The organism is Flavobacterium circumlabens, from assembly GCF_004345565.1.
Classification (GTDB): Bacteria; Bacteroidota; Bacteroidia; order Flavobacteriales; family Flavobacteriaceae; genus Flavobacterium; species Flavobacterium circumlabens.
Genome location: NZ_SLWA01000004.1, coordinates 406,266 through 424,161, shown reverse-complemented (window position 1 = coordinate 424,161; position 17,896 = coordinate 406,266). Strand labels below are relative to the sequence as shown.

The 17,896-nt window shown below is 30.4% G+C and carries 15 protein-coding genes; 8 read left to right on the top strand and 7 right to left on the bottom strand.

Annotated features, from left to right (window positions below):
* Positions 1-388 precede the first annotated feature (388 nt).
* A complete protein-coding gene (locus EV142_RS12720) occupies positions 389-1,408 on the bottom strand; it encodes a proline-specific peptidase family protein (RefSeq protein ID WP_132036273.1) in 1,020 nt (339 codons plus the stop codon).
* Between the two features lie 160 nt (positions 1,409-1,568).
* The gene (locus tag EV142_RS12715) at positions 1,569-2,348 is read right to left on the bottom strand and encodes a bestrophin-like domain (RefSeq protein ID WP_158286329.1); all 780 of its coding nucleotides are present in this window, start codon (positions 2,346-2,348) and stop codon (positions 1,569-1,571) included.
* Between the two features lie 227 nt (positions 2,349-2,575).
* On the opposite strand from EV142_RS12715, the gene EV142_RS12710 reads away from it, so the two are divergent.
* The 5 genes from EV142_RS12710 (at position 2,576) to EV142_RS12690 (ending at position 6,739) form a co-directional block, all read left to right on the top strand.
* Positions 2,576-2,953, top strand: coding sequence for a hypothetical protein (locus EV142_RS12710; RefSeq protein WP_132036271.1), 378 nt, complete (start codon positions 2,576-2,578; stop codon positions 2,951-2,953).
* 218 nt (positions 2,954-3,171) lie between these two features.
* Entirely contained in the window at positions 3,172-4,383 is a 1,212-nt protein-coding gene (locus EV142_RS12705; protein WP_194100231.1) for an MFS transporter, read from the top strand.
* Positions 4,384-4,394: 11 nt separating this feature from the next.
* Positions 4,395-5,087, top strand: a complete 693-nt coding sequence (locus tag EV142_RS12700) for an ion channel (RefSeq protein ID WP_132036270.1) — start codon at positions 4,395-4,397, stop codon at positions 5,085-5,087.
* A 40-nt stretch (positions 5,088-5,127) separates the two neighbouring features.
* Positions 5,128-6,213, top strand: coding sequence for an AI-2E family transporter (locus EV142_RS12695; RefSeq protein ID WP_132036269.1), 1,086 nt, complete (start codon positions 5,128-5,130; stop codon positions 6,211-6,213).
* Between the two features lie 49 nt (positions 6,214-6,262).
* Positions 6,263-6,739, top strand: a complete 477-nt coding sequence (locus EV142_RS12690; protein ID WP_132036268.1) for a hypothetical protein — start codon at positions 6,263-6,265, stop codon at positions 6,737-6,739.
* Between the two features lie 425 nt (positions 6,740-7,164).
* Here EV142_RS12690 and EV142_RS12685 read toward each other — a convergent pair whose 3' ends face one another.
* The 5 genes from EV142_RS12685 to EV142_RS12670 form a co-directional block, all read right to left on the bottom strand.
* A complete protein-coding gene (locus EV142_RS12685; RefSeq protein WP_132036262.1) occupies positions 7,165-9,357 on the bottom strand; it encodes a prolyl oligopeptidase family serine peptidase in 2,193 nt (730 codons plus the stop codon).
* A gap of 45 nt (positions 9,358-9,402) precedes the next feature.
* Positions 9,403-9,549, bottom strand: a complete 147-nt coding sequence (locus tag EV142_RS24055; RefSeq protein WP_158286328.1) for a hypothetical protein — start codon at positions 9,547-9,549, stop codon at positions 9,403-9,405.
* Positions 9,550-9,687: 138 nt separating this feature from the next.
* A complete protein-coding gene (locus EV142_RS12680; RefSeq protein ID WP_132036261.1) occupies positions 9,688-11,382 on the bottom strand; it encodes a helix-turn-helix domain-containing protein in 1,695 nt (564 codons plus the stop codon).
* Positions 11,379-12,248: a thiopeptide-type bacteriocin biosynthesis protein gene (locus tag EV142_RS12675; RefSeq protein ID WP_132036259.1), complete on the bottom strand. Its 870-nt coding sequence runs from the start codon at positions 12,246-12,248 to the stop codon at positions 11,379-11,381. Before EV142_RS12675 ends, EV142_RS12680 begins: the two co-directional genes overlap by 4 nt.
* On the bottom strand, positions 12,241-14,520 hold the full coding sequence (locus EV142_RS12670; RefSeq protein ID WP_132036257.1) for a lantibiotic dehydratase family protein: 2,280 nt from the start codon (positions 14,518-14,520) through the stop codon (positions 12,241-12,243). The genes EV142_RS12675 and EV142_RS12670 overlap by 8 nt, the downstream gene beginning before the upstream one ends.
* Before the next feature lie 469 nt (positions 14,521-14,989).
* On the opposite strand from EV142_RS12670, the gene EV142_RS12665 reads away from it, so the two are divergent.
* The 3 genes from EV142_RS12665 (at position 14,990) to EV142_RS12660 (ending at position 17,883) form a co-directional block, all read left to right on the top strand.
* Positions 14,990-16,372: a radical SAM/SPASM domain-containing protein gene (locus EV142_RS12665; RefSeq protein WP_132036255.1), complete on the top strand. Its 1,383-nt coding sequence runs from the start codon at positions 14,990-14,992 to the stop codon at positions 16,370-16,372.
* 32 nt (positions 16,373-16,404) lie between these two features.
* Positions 16,405-16,545 (top strand): hypothetical protein, encoded by a 141-nt coding sequence (locus EV142_RS24050; protein WP_158286326.1) that lies wholly within the window; start codon positions 16,405-16,407, stop codon positions 16,543-16,545.
* Positions 16,546-16,779: 234 nt separating this feature from the next.
* Complete coding sequence (locus EV142_RS12660; RefSeq protein ID WP_132036253.1) at positions 16,780-17,883, top strand: lysophospholipid acyltransferase family protein; 1,104 nt, start codon at positions 16,780-16,782, stop codon at positions 17,881-17,883.
* The last annotated feature ends 13 nt before the right edge of the window (positions 17,884-17,896 follow it).

Genomic DNA, 17,896 nt, shown 5'->3' with positions numbered 1-17,896 from the left:
GGAGGATTCTTTTGGAAACAAGATCTCAAATTACCCTTAAAGTGCGTTAGGGATCGCAGCGATATCCTTTTGCGGGGAACGTAAATCTCTTAAAGCACCCCAAACCAATCCCGCAAAAGATTTAGTGAAGAGCCCGGCCCACTGGGAAACGCCCACAAACAATAACTAAAGATATGATGGAGATAGATTGTGTCGAATTATGATCCTTTGGGTTAGCTAATGAGGCTAAATTGGAAAAATCTCAAAATATAACTCGAAAGAGAATTTATAACATAAAAAAACAGCTACAAAAAGGTTCTTGTAACTGTCACTTATTTTTTTATAAATTGTCAATTTTTGGAACAAGACATTTTACTTGTTTCAGCAAAAGAATTATTTTAATTAAATTTTATAAGTTATTAGTGTCAACATCATTTATGAACTTGATAACACCGTTCATAAAAACTTTTTGATCGTCCCACATCGCCAGATGACTTCCATTTGGGCAGTATAGGTAACGTCCATTTTGAACTAATTTACTTTGTGCTTCCATTGCTTTGGGATCCATAGTGTCATATTTGGCACCAATCATTAGGGTTGGAATTGTAATTTCATGCAGACGATTCTTAATGTCCCATTTGGCTAGACGGCCGCTTATTCCAAATTCGCTTGGTCCCTGCATTAATGTATAGATTTCTCCGTTGACATGTTTACTTGCGCGATTTAATCCATCTGGCCATTCTTTTAGTCTGCACAGATGTTCTTTATAGAAATTAGGAATTAAAAGTTCCATATATCGTGGATTATTGAAGTCTTTTTTAGCTTCTAAAGCTCTAATTTCTGCCAATATCTCTGGTTTCATTTGTTTGGCTAAGACTTCATCGGCATATTTACCGTATTCCGGGGCACTTGCTACCATATTGGAAACTAAGAGTCCTTTAAGGTTTTTTTGATATTTTAGTGCATATTCCATGGCAAGGATTCCTCCCCATGAATTTCCTAATACATAAAAATTATTTTTATCAGCACCAATAGCTTTTCGGACTTGTTCTACTTCCTCAACAAATCTCTCAGTAGTCCATAAACTGCTGTCTTTTGGCTGATCGCTGTAATAGGATCCCAGTTGGTCGTACTCATAAAATTCAAATCCTTCACGCTGAAAAAATGTCTCAAAACATTCCATGTACTCATGAGTCATTGCCGGGCCTCCATGTAAAAGCAATATTTTTATTTTTGGATTATTGCCAAAACGTTTTGTCCAGACTTTGAATTCTCCGACAGGAGTTTTAATTGGAATCATTTTTACTCCGGCTGATTCTATCGGGTCATTTTCTTTGTATGTAAAATAGTCGGAAAGAGTTTCCGTTTTTGTTTCATTTTTACAAGAGAATAAGAGTAAAGAGAACATTAGAATGAGTATAGCACGCATATTTTTAAAATTTAAGATTATTTAAGGCTTTTTGAACTTTGGTTGAAACTAAAATACAGATTAAAATTGAATTAAGGATCGTAAAGAAAATCATTCCTTCTGTGTTTTTCAAAAGGATGCCAGGTATTAAAAAAATACGGGCTCAGGGTTTATGGAAAAATTACTCAAAATTCTTCCTCAAATCAATTATGGTCTGATTGGGTACGTCTAAATTTACGAAGCCTCTTCTGGGCCTGTCCAAATCAATTGTAAATAAAACAACTAAAGCCACGATAAGACAAAATCCGATTTGGACTAACCAGTCAATTTTGCCTTTGCGGCCTTCCGAATAACCGCCGTAAAATGCGATTATGCTCGCCAAAAAAAACAACATGATTAAAATGCTCTGAGGAACTTTTGCTTTCTCTCCGGCAAGACGGGAAGTAGTTACGTCAATCATGTCATTTAACGCAGGAATCATCTGCTGCGTTGCAGCAAGATTAGCAGGATCGTGAGACAATTGGGTAGCGCGTTTCCACAATTTCGAGGAAATAACCTGAGATAAACTATCGGCCTTTAGAATTCCTTTTGCATCTGCGCGCACCTCGTAATAAGATATTCTCGTTTCCACATAATCTTTGAAATCCTTACGAAATAAAGTTCTTGTGGAGTCAGGATATAAATCGCTTCGCAATATAGCAGTACCAATAGTATTGGCCTCTTCGACAACAATTTTTCTTCGCGAATCGTAACGATCCCCACTCATTCCAAATGTAAATGCCAGTAAGAAAAAAAGCAATGCAATGAGTGCAGAGGTTTCAGTCGATTTTTCTTCCGTGTCCTCTTTATTCTTAATATAATTTCCCGTAAGCTTCCCAATAAAGCTTGAAATAAGCATCGATGTAAAAAGTATAAGGGCGATAATCCAGGCTTCCGTCTGATTTAAGATACTTGCATCCATTGTATTTATTTTTAGAGTGATGATTTTGGATATAGTACAGCAATTTAAGGAAAAAACACACACTAACATATTTATCTTTCGGACTATAATTTTTTAAATTTCAAGTTACCGGATCTGTGTATTTTAAACGATTAAAGTTAAAAATTACAAAAAATAAACAAAATTATTTTGTTTAAGGTATTGATTTTGAATCTATTATAATTGTATATTTGTGTTAAAAATTAATTATGAAAAATAAATTATTAGTCGTGGTTTTTTTATTAGTGGGGATGATTTCCTATTCTCAGGAGCATTATTATGAAGTTGGTAAATTATATGTAAAAAAAGCTGATGGTACCAGCAGCGTTGAAAAACATGAAATAGCAGTACTTCTTAACGAAGAAGCTAAAACCTGCAGTGTCCGTATAGATTATAAAGAGCCACAAATTTTCAAAATAGTAAGTGAAAATAAGGATCCTCAGACAACAGTCAAAACCTATGAGCTTCTTCATGACGATGGAAGAAAGATAACAGTGTCAATTAAAAAGAAGAGAATGACCGTAGTGGCACATACCACAGGCACAAAGTTTGAAACCGATATCAACTATTCCAAGAGTGAAAAATAATAATTATTCAATTAATTTACTGAGCCCTTCTTGGTATACGTTTTAAATTATTATAATCTTTAAAGGATAACAATCGTAAAGTACCATTTTTTCCGCCCGATAGAATCTTTATAAATTCACTTAACAAGTGTTAATTTAATTTTATTTTTTATATAAAATTTTAACATTTTTGGCGCTCTCTCCTGGCAATTGTTTCAGTAATAGGTATATTTGCTTCGATGGTGCCTATTTTGCTAAAATACAATCCGGCTTTTAATATGGCTTTGCTATACGGAATCCTGCAGTTTATTCAAAAAGGAAGCCAGCATGTTTACCAGTATTTTGGGGCACATTTTACCAGTTTTTACAATTGGACTTTTGGAATTTATTTTCTGAATATCAACTTTTTAATTTGTATTATTCTGGCGTGGTATTTTTATAAAGCCGATGTTGCGCCCATGAAAACTAATTTTCAATTTGACTGGAGGGGCTGGATTATCCTGATTTTATTTTTTACCGTTGTTCTTTTTCTAAGTGCCGAAGGACAAAGCCGAAATTGGTTTAGCGATCCTAAAATAGGCCTGGCAGTAGCGTTATTATTCCTAATTCTCGGCATTTATCTCATACATGCCCGTTTTACCGAAGATCCTGTAATTGATCCCGGTGTCTATAAATATAAAAATGTGGTTATAGGCGCCTTTTTAATGTTTTATATTGGCGTAATGAACGGAACCGGAAGTGTAGTCACCGGATATATGACCAATGTTCTCGGATTTGATTCGGTATCCGGAGCCAGAACACACCTGGCCTTACTGATTGGTTTGTGTATTTCGATTCCGTTATCGACTTATCTCCTATACAAAAGAACCTATCTTGCCACGATCTGGATTATGGGTTTTGCCTGTTATGGATTTTATCATATGATTCTTTTTTTCAGGTTTTATCCCGGAATTGATTCCTCGGATTTCTTTCTTCCATTGATTTTTAAAGGACTCGGAATGGGGTTTCTTTTTCCGATCTCATTGCTTTATATTTCAGAAGGGATTCCTCCAAAACTCAGTGCTTCGCGCATGATGACCGGAATCATTGCACAAGCCGTTTTTGCAGGTTTACTCTTAAGTGCCATTTTAGGAACTTTTATTTCCAATTTGAATGTGCAGCATAAAACAGGACTTAGCCAGCAATTAACAGCAGTGAATCAATTAGCGCAGAAACAACTGGCCAATACCAAAAGAAATTATTTATTTATGGGATTGTCGGAAGCGGAAGCACAGAAAAAGGCAGAGAAAAGTCTCTCCAATAAAACTTCGCAGGCATCCATATTACTGGCGTACAAAGACATTTATCTGGTCATGTCGGCCGTTTGTTTTTTACCCATTTTTATAATCCTGCTTTTTAAACTCTGGCGCAGACCACTTAGAAGAGTGGAGTTGGAGCCAATACCTATTTAAATCAGCTCATCATGATAAAGCCAAAAGAAAATCGGTTTTTCTATCGTTTCTGGATCAAGGAAAGCGGACTTAGCGGTATGCTAATACTTCTGTTTATCATGCATTTTATAGTAATTCCGTTGTTTGGCAGTCGTGCCTCTTTTATGGTGATTTTAAACCTCTTTTGGATGTTATTGCTGTTGGCAGGAATTTACTCCTTAGCCAAAAATAAACAACAGGCCATTCGTATTTCAATCCTGCCGTTTTTGTTTATAGTCTGTCAATGGATCAGCATGTTTAACAAAGGTACTTTTATACTGGTTGCCGATTTTGTTCTGACCATCGCCACACTCTGCTTACTTATTGTATTCGTTTTAATTAAAGTTTTTGAAGCGGGGCCTGTCACCACTTATAAAATTATTGGTTCCGTTGTCGTGTATATGTTACTGGCTAATCTTTGGTGTATTGCTTATTTATTTCTTTTTGAACAAATAGAAGGATCTTTTCAGTTAACGCCTTCCCAATTTAAAATAAATAGTGATCAGGCTAATTTCATGTATTTCAGTTATGTTACTATAACCTCTACAGGTTTTGGGGAAATTGTGCCGTTACATCCTGTTGTGAGATCACTCGTTCAGATTGAAGCGTTTACAGGTGTTTTATTCCCCGTAATTCTGATAGGCCGACTGGTTTCTGACGCTAATTTTTTCCAGAATAAAGAATAGTAAATCAATAATATTTTAATGTTTTATAAAAATATAAACAATGAAAAATGCTAATTTGAATAAACGAAAAGAACTTTTGGGAACAATTATACAATTGTTTTTTATCATCCTGATTGTCGGTTTTTGTTTCAGACTGATGCTGCCGTTTGTTATGCCCCTGATTTGGGCAGCGATTCTGGCTGTGGCTTTTTATCCTCTTTTTAATTTCCTCCAAAAAATACTAAAAGGCCGTAAAACTTTGGCTTCCATACTCATCACCATTGCCATAATTGCACTGATGCTGCTGCCTGTGGTTTATTTTTTAAATGCCGCGACAGCTAATTTTTCGGAATTGAAAAACAGTTTTGAAGCCGGAACACTTAAAGTGGCACCGCCTGCCGATAAAATCAAAGACTGGCCTGTAATCGGCAAATCGGCATATGAGTTTTTACATTCACTGTCGACTGACCTGCAGCAGGGCTTACTGAAATATCAAGTGCAAATAAAAGAAGTCTCTTCCCGAATTATGGGAAATGTGCTGAGTTCAACAATGGCTTTTTTGCAGTTTCTCCTGTCTGTAATCATTGCCGGGATTTTATTGGTTTCGACTAGTGCCAAAAATCTAATGACACAGTTTGTTCGAAGAATTGCCGGAGAACAGGGAGATGAAATTCTGGTTATAGCGGTTTCGACTATTCATCAGGTGGTAAAAGGCATTCTTGGAGTGGCCATCATTCAGACCATTATCCAGGCTTTTGGCTTCTATCTGGCAGGAATTCCGTATGCCGGGATACTTACATTGCTATGCCTGATTTTTTCCATTTTACAGATAGGACCAATTATTATTAATATCGGTGTTATTGCCTATCTTTTTTCAACGGGGGATTCCGGGTATGCGATTTTCTGGACTATCTTCTTTATTATCAGCGGACTTTCTGATAATGTCTTAAAACCGCTTTTATTGGGAAAAGGTGCTTTGGTTCCCATGCTGATCATCTTTTTGGGAGTCATTGGAGGTTTTATCATGTCAGGATTTATTGGATTGTTTGTCGGACCTATTGTATTTTCAATTGGATATAAATTATTTATTGCCTGGCTGAACGAAACTGATACACCTGAAACCGATACGCAGGAGATACTTCAGTAGCGGTTAGAAGAGGATTCAATTATTATTCACTTTTTAAATATTAAAAATTATGAAAAAATTACTTTTATTATTGGTATTCGCTTTTTCGTATACCCTAAGCGCCCAGACACAGGATGACATCACGGTAATCCAAAATTTATACGGCCAATCAAAGGCTGAGATTATCAACGAAGTCATGCAGTTAACAGAACCTAAATTGAGCCTTTTCGATAAAATCTACAAGGATTATGAAACAGAACGCACCAATCTTGGAGTTAAGAAATTGCAGATTATTGAGAATTATGGCGCGAATTATTTACAGCTTACCGATGAAAAAGCAGACGAGCTGGCGACAGCTGCCCTAAAAAATAACCTGGAGTATGAAAAGCTCTACACCAAGACGTACAAAAAGGCTAAAAAAGTAATTGGTGCCAAAGATGCCGCTAAGTTCATTCAATTGGAAGTTTATTTTCAAACCGCTATCAGGGCCGAAATACAGGATGCTATTCCCTTTATTGACGAACTGGACAAAACCAGAAAAATCTAAGATTTAAAAAATAACGGTCACTTTTAAGTACGAAAAAGCAAAATGGAAGTTATTCTGTTTTGCTTTTTTTTGCTTTTTCTATAGGATCATTTTAACGATAAAGAAAGAAAACCTAGGGCGCTGTTCTCAGCAAAACAAATAGCTTCTTTTTAATTAATTGTAAACCAGCAAGATTCGATCAGGGAATATAGTTATCAGGAAAAAGACAACTTGGTTAAGCTCTGTCAGAGTTTTTGTCTGTAGAGTTTGGCACAAAAAAAAAGCAGGAAAATATTAAATTTTCCTGCTTTGGAGGAGAAAGAGGCTCCAGAACCTTTATATTTAACCCTAGTAAATTGGGCTGTCACAGACTGAGAAAAGGTGCATTCACAAAATTTAAATTATCTAGTAAAAGTACTAAAAGAGAGTTTATTAATATAACAATTTTATTCTCGAATTTTATAATTTTCTTTTGATAATTTAAATTTAGGGTGCCCCATTTGCCAAAATGCAAATGCAAACTCATCCGCATAATCATTGTATAATTGTAAATTTGAACTATTTATTCCATGTCCGGCGTCATAATTTACAACAAATAGAATTTCGTTTTTAGAAGATTTTATACTCTCAAGCTTTGCCACAAATTTGGCAGACATCCAAGGAGCTACTCTGGCATCATTCATGCCTACAGAGATAAGACATGCAGGATAGTTTATACCTTTTTGCAAATGATTAAAAGAATCTATTTCAGCTAACAAATTAAATTCTTCATTAATGCTTGGATCTCCTAATTCTTTCATATTGTTAGGGCCGTTAGGAGCTTTATCAATTCTTAGAGGATTGAGATACCCATCATAGCAGATCATTACTTTAAATAGATCTGGGCGTTCAGTCATTGCCCTCCCGACAAGAATACCTCCAGCACTTCCACTTAATATTGCAATTCTATCTTTTGTAGTTATATTATTAATGATTAAGTATTCAGCCGTAGCAATAAAATCTTTCCAGGTATTTGGTTTATTTTTCTTAAAACCATCCTCATGCCAGCTATCTCCTTTTTCTCCTCCACCTCTCACATGGGGTATTATATATACACCACCATTCATAACCCATGTTAAAATGATTGGTTGAAATCGTGGCGTTTTTGAAATTCCATAAGAGCCATAGCCATCCATCATGATATAATTTTTTTTATCATGTTTTAGTTTTTTGTTGTATATTATAGTAACAGGAATTAAAATACCATCATGTGAAGCAATTTCAATTTCTTCAACAGTAAAGTCACTAAATTCCGGATACTGAACAACAGGGCTTGTGTTATCTTCAATAAACTTATTTTTATCAACTTTATAACTGAATTTTCTCTTTGGATTTAGCCAGCCACTTGTGGTAACCCACAAATCTTTACTATACTTATTATTTGTAGAAAGGGATATATCGCCTGCCTTTACAGGTAAATCAATATGTTTTACTTTTTTATTTTTTACAAAATATAATTTAGCTTCAACACCATTTTTTTTAGTAGTATAAAAGAGACCATCACTATTTATAATAAACTCATCTATGGTTTCATGTGTATTTTCTTTTACAATTACTTCAGGATTTTTAAAGTTAAGATTTGAAAATTTAGTTTTAATAATTTTAAAATTTGAAGCTTCATTTGAAGAAATGCAATACAATTCGTCCTTCAAAATTATTGGGTCTAATATACCATCACTCTTTGTATAAAGTTGTTTCCAATTTATTTTCTGACTTTGTAAATCGCCTATATCAGCATAGTAATAATCTAAATATGTTGCGGCTCCGGCTAATGCGCCTAAAATATATTTATCCTTTAAATTTATTTTTTTTATTGTTGGAAAATCTGCTCTTGATATATTTAAATCGGGATTATTTATTTTTGAGAAAATAACAACATGCTTAGATGAATCATCTCCAATTTTATAAATAACAGATTCCGTATCTAAAAGATAATTGGCTTTTTTTGTATCAACAATAGGGATGTTGACATAAATAATTCCGCTATCATCGGGTAACCAATTAATTCCACCTATTTCAGATGGCCAACAGTTAGTGATAATTGTTGGTAATAACACTTTGTTCTTAACGTCAACAAATGCTATTTCTCCAATTTCTTCTCCATTTTTAGTAAAACTAAGTGCAATTTTACTTTCGTCCCAAGAGGGTTTTAAATAGGAAATTGTAAATACATTACCTGTTTCTTTTTTATAGTTGGCAGAATCGAAAAGTAAAATTTCTTTTTCTCCTCTTTTTTTTAAATAAAGTTTATCTGACTTATCTGCTTCTGTCCCTTTTAAATAATAAAAAGAATTATTTTCTGTAATATATAATAATGTTACACTAAATGATTTTCTTTTTTCAAATTCAATAAATTTTTTTACAAATTCATTTCTACCTGAAATATTGTTCAATAAATATCTAGCTCGATTATTATGTTGTTTAAACCAGTTTTGTACTGAATCATTCTGTAAATTTTCTAAATATTGAAAATCATCCATAATTTGCATATTAGCATCTCTGTTCTCATTAATTTTCTCTTTTGAGGTTAAATTCTGCGATAAAGCAGAAATGGAGAAACATAATATAAAGATCAGCTGGAATAGTATTTTCTTTTTCATTTAATGTAACATTATTTATTTTCTTAAAGCTAACCTTAAGAAAAATTAACCTCTTACAGTTGGAGAAGTTGCAGGAGGATCTCCTTCCTCTGGAGCATTTCCGCCTATAATAACTTTTTTGTTTTTAATTTCTGCAATTTTAAATTTTTCTAAAGAAAGTTTTTTTTCTTGATTTTTTTGAATATTTTTCATTGAGTTTAATTTACTAATTGTGAGCAAATGTATATCTCAAAAGTGATTTAAAATAGTTTCATTAGTCTATATTTATAAATATCGATATTTATTAATGTAAATATTTTATAATGAGTTTTATACAATTGTTTTATTTTCCTATTCTTCAATTTTTTTTATAAAATAAGATGGTTGTAAACCTGTATTATTGTAAAACGCTTTTGCAAATGATTCTGAATTATTAAAACCGACTTCTTCAGAAATCGCTTTAATTGTATACTTTCTAAATTTTTTATCTTTTTTTAATTTATTTATAGCATAGTCAATACGCATATCATTTATATATTGACTGAAGTTTTTACCTTTGTAAAAATTAATAATTTTAGATAAATAAGTACTATTACTATCAAATTGTTTAGCAAGATCCGTCTGTTTTAAATTTGGTAACAAATATTTTTTATTAGTTTCAAATTCATGTAATTTTTTCAATATTTCATTTACCATTTCAATTGGTAAATCAATTGTCTTTTCTTTTTCTTCGTGATTCTTTTTTATTTCATTTAGCTCATTCAGGTTGTCTAACTTCTCTAATGTAGGAGTTTCCATTAATTCACTAAATCGTTTCTTAAAAATTCTATTTCTTTTTTTAACTTTTATTATATAAAAAAAAGAAAATCCTAATCCTAAAATTAATGAAAATGTTATCATGCTAAAAAAATTATTTTCAGCTTTTATTTGCTTAATTAAATTTTCTTTCTCAATTAACAAATTTGGTGTGTCATAGCTCTTACTAATATTTCTTGTTAGTATTATATTATTAGCCTTGAAATAGTTGTCTATTTCAATTAATCGATTTAAATAATATAGCTGCTTTTTATCGTTCTTATTACTTTTAGCGATTTCAATTAAACGAATATAATTATCTCTTATATCACAGGAATATTGTTTTTTTTTAACTAATATAGAATCTACCATTTCAAAATAAAGCGTTGCTTTCTTCGTACTCTTTTCAGTTTTAAAGATATTCTCTCCTTTATAATAATAACAAATAGCTAAATTTAAAGAATCATCTGTTTTCTTAATTAAATCTATGGCTTTTTCTATATAGTGTTTACTGTGAACAAAATCACCTTTTAGATATAAACATATTCCTTTATACATTACAAAATAAGGATAGTATGGATTAGTATCAGAAAGCGTTAATAGTTCATTATTTATATAAGATAATGCAGTATCAACCTTATTTAGTCTTATGTAAATATCTGACAGTACCCATTTAATAAAAACAACGTCTAATGTTTTATCAGGTTTATTTTTAAAATAATCTAAATTTTCTAAGAATAAAGGCAGGGCTTCTTCAGCTCTTCCTAATTCAATTTTTATTAATCCAATATATCTCTTAATTAGTAAGTTTTGTTCAAAATTTCCGCTACTTTTAGAGAATTTTTTAGCAATAAGTACATTTTTTAATGCTTGATTTAAATTCAGTTTCATTTGAAAATAATTCGCTCTTAGCATGTAACCTCTTGCAGGGTAAATAAAATTAGGCTTGTCTTTGGTTAATGAAATTATTGAATCTGCATATTTTAATTGTGATGGCTTTCCAGCATGAATTAATGCCTTACAATACATTGCATCTGAAATTTTATAAATATCACCTGATTCTTTGGCTTTTTTATAATATAAATCAGAATAAGCTTTTTTTTCGTATAAATTTAAATTAGAATTATTAATTTTTTTGTCTAATTCTGCAAAACTCAAATTTTTGACTAATAATTTGTTTTTTGAGTTATTTTGTTGAGAGAAAATTATTCCGGTAACAAAAAAGAAAATTAATAGAGATTTTTTTTTCATTTTTTATATATAATATATTTATAGTACCTACTCATAAAATCGTAACATATAAGTTCGTATTCTCTCTGCTTAGATCGAAATGTCCTATTGATATTCATATGAATAAATGATGCAATTAAATCTAAAACATAACTACTGTTGTCAGTAGGTACATTATTTAAAATTTTTTTTATTGTTTTTATTTCTTCCACTTTTAACTTTAATATCTTATTAAGCCCTTCCAAATGCTGGGGATCGCGGTTTTCTGATAGGAGTAATAAAATTTCTGGCTTATATATAGAAAATAATTTAGTCATTTTAGCAATATTTTCTTTTTGAATATTATGCTCTAGTTTAAAATGCAAATATCTATCTGTTACAAAAGCCAGGCTTACATCAATAGGGATTTCAAAATATTTAAGTAAATTGGCAATCATATGCAATGAACTGAGAATTCTAGTAATTTCATCAAATTCAGGTACCGTTTTGCTAATTAATTCAATAATTTTTTTGCTATTATAATAAAATAATTTTTCTGAATATAGGATTGTACTTTCGCCATATCGCTCTATTTCTCTTTTGTAAGTTGGTAGTATAACATCATAAATTGTGTCATTTTCAAACAATTTAGAGAAATGAGATTTTATCAGTTCAATTACTTCCGTAATAGAATTCAAATTAACCAGATGAAAACGTAGTCTTAGGTGGAAATCAGGGTCGTGATATCTTATAAAAAACCACTGATCAATAAGTTTCTGTTTAAATAATTTATTGATAATGATTTGAACTTCGTTAGTTAAAATTTTATCAGCAGTATGGTAGCCACAATAAATTTTATAATAGAGCCATTCTTCACCTACAATAAAATTTCTTTTTATTTTACTCATTTTTCAGCTCATGTTTATTACATTTTAAACCAACTAAAAATTGATTTGAAAAGTGGCCATTTTTAGTTGTGATAATTTTTTGTGATGGAAATAAGAATTCTTCTAGTATAAACCTTTTTCGACCTTTAATAGTTGAAAATAAGATTTCAAGACAAGTAATATTTCCCATATTTATCAATAAACTGTTGTCTCCATTTAATAATGAAACGTATTGAGGTAATGGTTTATTTTTTATAGAACACAACAGATTACGAGCAGTGTCGCGAGCATCTTTATCATCAATTTTATATTCGTTATTTAAAAATTTAAAAAAAGAGGGGTTTTGCTCTTCACTAAATATCCATGTTGCTTTTGAAATTATACAAATACCTGAAGTTATTCTTGGAAAATAATCGTACAACATTTCTAAGTTTTTTTTATTAATTCCTATTACAGATTTGCAATTTTCAAACTGCATGTCACATAAAAAATTATAAATAGGTAGCGTTTTTTGAAGAAAGTTATGAGCGTTAGTTAATCTAGGTATAATTTCTTTATTGTATTTTTTACTCCATAATATAAGACGATCGCTATTTATCTTTAAAATAATATCTTCAATAGTAATTTGATTTGAAGGGGCTAAATTTGATTGCGCTAAATAAGGAATTTCATAATTTCTGAAAGTTGGCCTGCGAAGAACATTTCCAGTTCTTGATTCAGGCAAATGAATAATTTCGGCAATGATTTTATCATCGAAATTCTCTGATTCATATTTTGTAATTTCATTTGCAAAATCATTTATATCCGAATTGCCGTAACAAAATCTAGCTAGCATATTTGCAGCGCTGGAGCCCCCAATATGCTGAATAACAAGCCATTCTTTTTCATTCTCTTCAACAATTTCAAAAATGCAGGAAAATGTGATTGGCAGGTTTTTATTAGAAAAATCAATAGTAGCAAAATCATCAAAAGTTATTTCAAAACTATCTTCACTATTTATTAGCGCATTTTTAATTTTATTATGGATTATTTTTTCTACATTATCTAAAATAATTTTTGTGTCTAATCTAGATTTTAAATCAATACTATCTAATAAAGGTGTAACATCAAAATCTTCATTTTCTGATCCATATCTAATACCCGTTTCAAAATCTAATGCTTTAACTAATGGTATTGCTTGATTTTCATATCGTCTAGTAAATGATTTTTTAAAATTTTCTAAAGATGTTTTTTTTGGTTTGTCTGAAATCTTGTTTAAAAGCCTTATTGTATTTAATAATTCAGTTTTATATTTTTTATCTAATTGAAATTTATTTGAATTTAAAAATAAATCTGTCTGAAATAAATATTTTTCATTAACAATAATGTTTTTGCTTTTTAAAGTTTGAAGAATATCTTCATAATGGTTATGTTTAAACCCCTTTTCGTTATCAATCTTCGAGAGTTTACTAGATAATGTTTTAAGATTTAAGGATAAATCATTTGGGTCTAATTTCCCTTCTATTAAGTCCGTATCTGATTGCTTTTTTAAATTAACTAGTCTATTAATAAAATCATCACCAGTAAGAGTTGTCTCTAGTTCTGAAACCAATATTTGATTGTCTATTAATTCTATTATAAAGCCTAGCGCTTCAGCTTCGCTTATTTTTTTTGATGTTAAAATAGAAACTAAATCTAGTTTGGATACACCAGAGAGTGATTTATCCAATACCAAATCTAGGTGTGGACTTCGTTTAACTGCTTGAAGTGAATATTTTCGAATATCAAGATTGATAGTGTAATGGATATATCTGTAAAAATCTGCTAACTTGTATAAAGTTGTATTGGGAAAAAAAAGTAATTCATTTTGTACTAATGAATTAGCTTGCAACTCATTTCCTAAATTTGCCAGGAACTGCATGTCAAAACGTGTTTTTCTATAAAAAGATCTTTCACGGTCAATATTGATGTTTGTCTGATTACCAAATGTACCAAAACCACAAGCTGAGAAAAGCCCAAATGGAGTACTTCTAGTTGACATACGAATAAGATACTTTAAAATTGAAAGCTTAATTTTATTAACCTTTTTAGTGTTGTAGTCATCCGTTTTTATCCATTTAAGTACTTCTTTATAAAAGTCAGGTGAAGCTAAAAATAAAGCTTCACATATATTCTTATCTTTTAATACTTCAATTACATTTTCACGTTCAACAGTAGCTGTATCTGTAAGTTTTATATAAAAGGTAATAGGGTACGAGGGAGTTCTTATTATAAAAGAAGAAAAAAAACTGTAGCCTATTTCTGGTTTACACATAAAATTTAATATAAGAATCGGATGCCAAAAATAAATATTAATTTATCAATATAGCAATATTTATAGAAATTAAGTTGTTATTTCTCAAATAAACATTTTATTAAGTAATTAAATGTTTATTTGAGATTCTAAAGCCTTTTTTTTGTTGTTATTATTAAGGCAAAACTTATGAAATTTAGTCACTATGGTATTTATAAATATCGACTCGATATTTATAAATTGTGTTTAGCATTGTTTGCTTTGTACATTTTCATGATCTAGTTTTGGTTGCAGGAAATAATATTTTTATGTAGTGCTTTACATTTTGAAGATAAACTGTCAAATCCTAAAAAAAACTCAAAAAAAATAAATTGAGATTTAATATGTATTAAACTTTATAATTAATTACATATGTTAAAAATCTGATTTTCGGAAGCTCTATTTTAGAATGAAAATATAATTCAGAACAAAACAATATTTAAAATTAAAGATGAAGTATAAATTATCGAATTATTTAGTTTTTTCTCAACCAATCATAACAAATAAGTATGTTTTACTTTATTCCACTATTTCCACCACAATGACATTAATACAACTTGATTTATATCATATTTTAATGAATAATAATCTAAATGAAATAGATAATGATGTATTACAAGAATTAGTGAAAAATAAAATACTGGTTTCAAATGATTTTAATGAATTAGATTTTATTATTAAAGAAAATAAAGAAGCTATTAAGATTGATAATTTACTTTATCAGGTTATTTCACCCTCTTCAAATTGTCAGCTGGGTTGCGGATATTGTGGACAGGTTCATACAAAAAATGGTTTAGATGAGAATTTAAACAAAAAAATTATTGAAAGAATTGCAAAGAATCTAAAAGCAAAAGAGTATAAAGAATTAGGTATTAGCTGGTTTGGCGCAGAACCATTAATGGGTTTGCTAAACATCAAGAAATTGTCTAAGGAGCTAATGGAATTAGCTTCGGGAAATAATTGCAGCTATTCGGCTAAAATGATTACAAATGGATTGAGTTTAAAAAAGGATATCTTTTTTGATTTAGTTGAAAATTATAAAGTAAAAGATTTTGAGATAACTCTCGATGGTACTGAAGAAAATCATGACTTGAGAAGGCACACTAAACTAAAAGAAAAAACATTCGGACTGATTTTTAAAAATCTAAAAGATATAGTCAGCGATGCGAAATTTGACCAATTAAAGTGTTTTATAAAAGTACGTTGCAATGTTGACGGATCAAACTACAAAAGTGCATTTGATTTAATTGAATTACTTGATAAAGAAAAAATCCTTAATAAAATATCATTTTATACTGCACCTATACATTCCTGGGGTAATGATGCACATTTAAGTTCATTGTCTCAAAGGGACTATTCTAAGTTTCAAATTGAAGAATATTTAATTTTAATGAAAAAAAATCATTCTATTGGGATTCTCCCTGGAAAGAAAACTAATATTGTGTGTACAAGCTTACATGAAAATGCTGAAGTCTTTGATGCAGATGGTAATGTATACAATTGTACAGAAATTTCACAAGTTGATGTGTATAAAGATGTCGAGGCATTTAAGATAGGTAAACTGAATGGTGAATATAATAGTAATACTGAAAGACCTTTCTCGTCATGGAATGATGATATTTTAAATGGGGAAGTTCCATGTACAACATGCCGTATACTGCCAATCTGTGGTGGTGCGTGCCCAAAATTATGGAAAGAAGGGATTTCTCCATGTCCTCCTATTAAGTATAATATTGAAGACAGGTTGTTGTTAGAATTTAGTAAAAGAAAAGACGAGTATTTACAAGTTAAAGATATTGTTGGCCAAACACTAGGGGGAAGTCGAAAAACCTAAAAAGAGTAGACAGATATTTAAATCATATAAACATGAACGAATTAGAAGATTTGAAAAAAGAGTTAGAAGTAATTGAACTTGAAGAAAGATTAGAAATGGTTCAACTATTTGCTGCTGATGGTCCGCAAAGCCCAAATGGCAACTCTAGTTGTTGCTTTTCATCAGGCCACTAGAATTTAATCTAAACACCTACGAAAAATAATTGTTTCGTAGGTGTCTTTAGTTTCCCATGCATACGTTTTTTTTAAACAGTGATTTAAAAACACAGTACCAGGAAGCAAAAATAAATTTCAGGAGTCTCTAAGTCATATGTTATGATCGCAAATTTCACGGTAAATTATACGCGAAGTAATCCTTAAGGTAAGATTAAAAAATGTTAGTTTAAATAAATTATAATAAAATAGTATATGGAGGATTATTTAAATTTAATTAAGCAAAAAGTAAATTCATTAAAATGGGAAGATGAATCTTCAGAAGACAGGGTAGAGTTTTTAAAAGTATCTGCAAATGGCAAGAAGATAAAAAATATAGAAGAAGATTTATTTTTTAAAAACTATTCGATTCAAAAAAGATTAACCATTAATGAAATTAATAATTTTTCAATTTTATATAACGCAGGAAAAATTAAGATTTACGGAGAGGAAAATTTGATTTTAAATGGTCCTGCTTTTTATAGCTCATTTCATATCGGTGCGTATATGACTATCCCTATTTTACTGGCTTTGAAAAAAATTACTTTTTCGGTGGTGATGGACGACTATTCTTTCAAGAGAAAGCTTCGATATGAGAACCCTAATATTAATCCGGAGACATCCGGAATTGATTTAAACTTAAAAGTAAACCCTGATTTTTTAAATGCTGAAGATGCCAGATCAATTTTTAAGATGATACGAAATATTAAAGAAAATAAGAGTCTGTTTTCTTATCTGGATGGGAATACGACAACGATCAATGATCAAAAACATTCTTTGAAGGTAAGATTCATGAACAATGAAATCAGTACTCAAAAAGGAATTCCTTATTTATGTCATTTACTAAAGATTCCCTTAATTCCAATTTTCGCTTACCGAGAAGATGATCTCATAAAAGTTGTTATAGAAAAACCCATTTATCCTTTAAAAGATAAGGATGTATTTTGCGAGCAATCTTTAAATCAGTGCTGGAGCATGTTTGAAAATGTGCTGACTAAGTTTACGGAACAGTATGAGTTTTTAAATAAAAATATTTTTATTTCAAACGAAAGGAGTGCACAATCAAATAAATTGGAATTTAGAAAAGATGATTATTCTTATAAATTTAATTCTCAATTGTATAATTTTTATATAAAAGACGATGATCATCTTTTATTTAATTACGCTTCAATGAATTCCCTAAAAATCAATAAAGGATTGTATGTCTTATTAAGAAAATTAGAGAGTAAAAAATTAAATCTTACTAAGATGGAACTCCTTCAATTTATTCCGGACAAAAACTTTGTTGAATCATTGATTCAAAATCAAATTTTAATTTAAGAGAAATTATTCA

What these genes read in the sequence shown, in the direction of transcription:
- EV142_RS12720 (WP_132036273.1), bottom strand. Translation starts at nt 1,408, where the DNA reads ATGCGTGCTATACTCATTCTAATGTTCTCTTTACTCTTATTCTCTTGT.
- EV142_RS12715 (WP_158286329.1), bottom strand. Translation starts at nt 2,348, where the DNA reads ATGGATGCAAGTATCTTAAATCAGACGGAAGCCTGGATTATCGCCCTT.
- EV142_RS12710 (WP_132036271.1), top strand. Translation starts at nt 2,576, where the DNA reads ATGAAAAATAAATTATTAGTCGTGGTTTTTTTATTAGTGGGGATGATT.
- EV142_RS12705 (WP_194100231.1), top strand. Translation starts at nt 3,172, where the DNA reads ATGGTGCCTATTTTGCTAAAATACAATCCGGCTTTTAATATGGCTTTG.
- EV142_RS12700 (WP_132036270.1), top strand. Translation starts at nt 4,395, where the DNA reads ATGATAAAGCCAAAAGAAAATCGGTTTTTCTATCGTTTCTGGATCAAG.
- EV142_RS12695 (WP_132036269.1), top strand. Translation starts at nt 5,128, where the DNA reads ATGAAAAATGCTAATTTGAATAAACGAAAAGAACTTTTGGGAACAATT.
- EV142_RS12690 (WP_132036268.1), top strand. Translation starts at nt 6,263, where the DNA reads ATGAAAAAATTACTTTTATTATTGGTATTCGCTTTTTCGTATACCCTA.
- EV142_RS12685 (WP_132036262.1), bottom strand. Translation starts at nt 9,357, where the DNA reads ATGAAAAAGAAAATACTATTCCAGCTGATCTTTATATTATGTTTCTCC.
- EV142_RS24055 (WP_158286328.1), bottom strand. Translation starts at nt 9,549, where the DNA reads ATGAAAAATATTCAAAAAAATCAAGAAAAAAAACTTTCTTTAGAAAAA.
- EV142_RS12680 (WP_132036261.1), bottom strand. Translation starts at nt 11,382, where the DNA reads ATGAAAAAAAAATCTCTATTAATTTTCTTTTTTGTTACCGGAATAATT.
- EV142_RS12675 (WP_132036259.1), bottom strand. Translation starts at nt 12,248, where the DNA reads ATGAGTAAAATAAAAAGAAATTTTATTGTAGGTGAAGAATGGCTCTAT.
- EV142_RS12670 (WP_132036257.1), bottom strand. Translation starts at nt 14,520, where the DNA reads ATGTGTAAACCAGAAATAGGCTACAGTTTTTTTTCTTCTTTTATAATA.
- EV142_RS12665 (WP_132036255.1), top strand. Translation starts at nt 14,990, where the DNA reads ATGAAGTATAAATTATCGAATTATTTAGTTTTTTCTCAACCAATCATA.
- EV142_RS24050 (WP_158286326.1), top strand. Translation starts at nt 16,405, where the DNA reads ATGAACGAATTAGAAGATTTGAAAAAAGAGTTAGAAGTAATTGAACTT.
- EV142_RS12660 (WP_132036253.1), top strand. Translation starts at nt 16,780, where the DNA reads ATGGAGGATTATTTAAATTTAATTAAGCAAAAAGTAAATTCATTAAAA.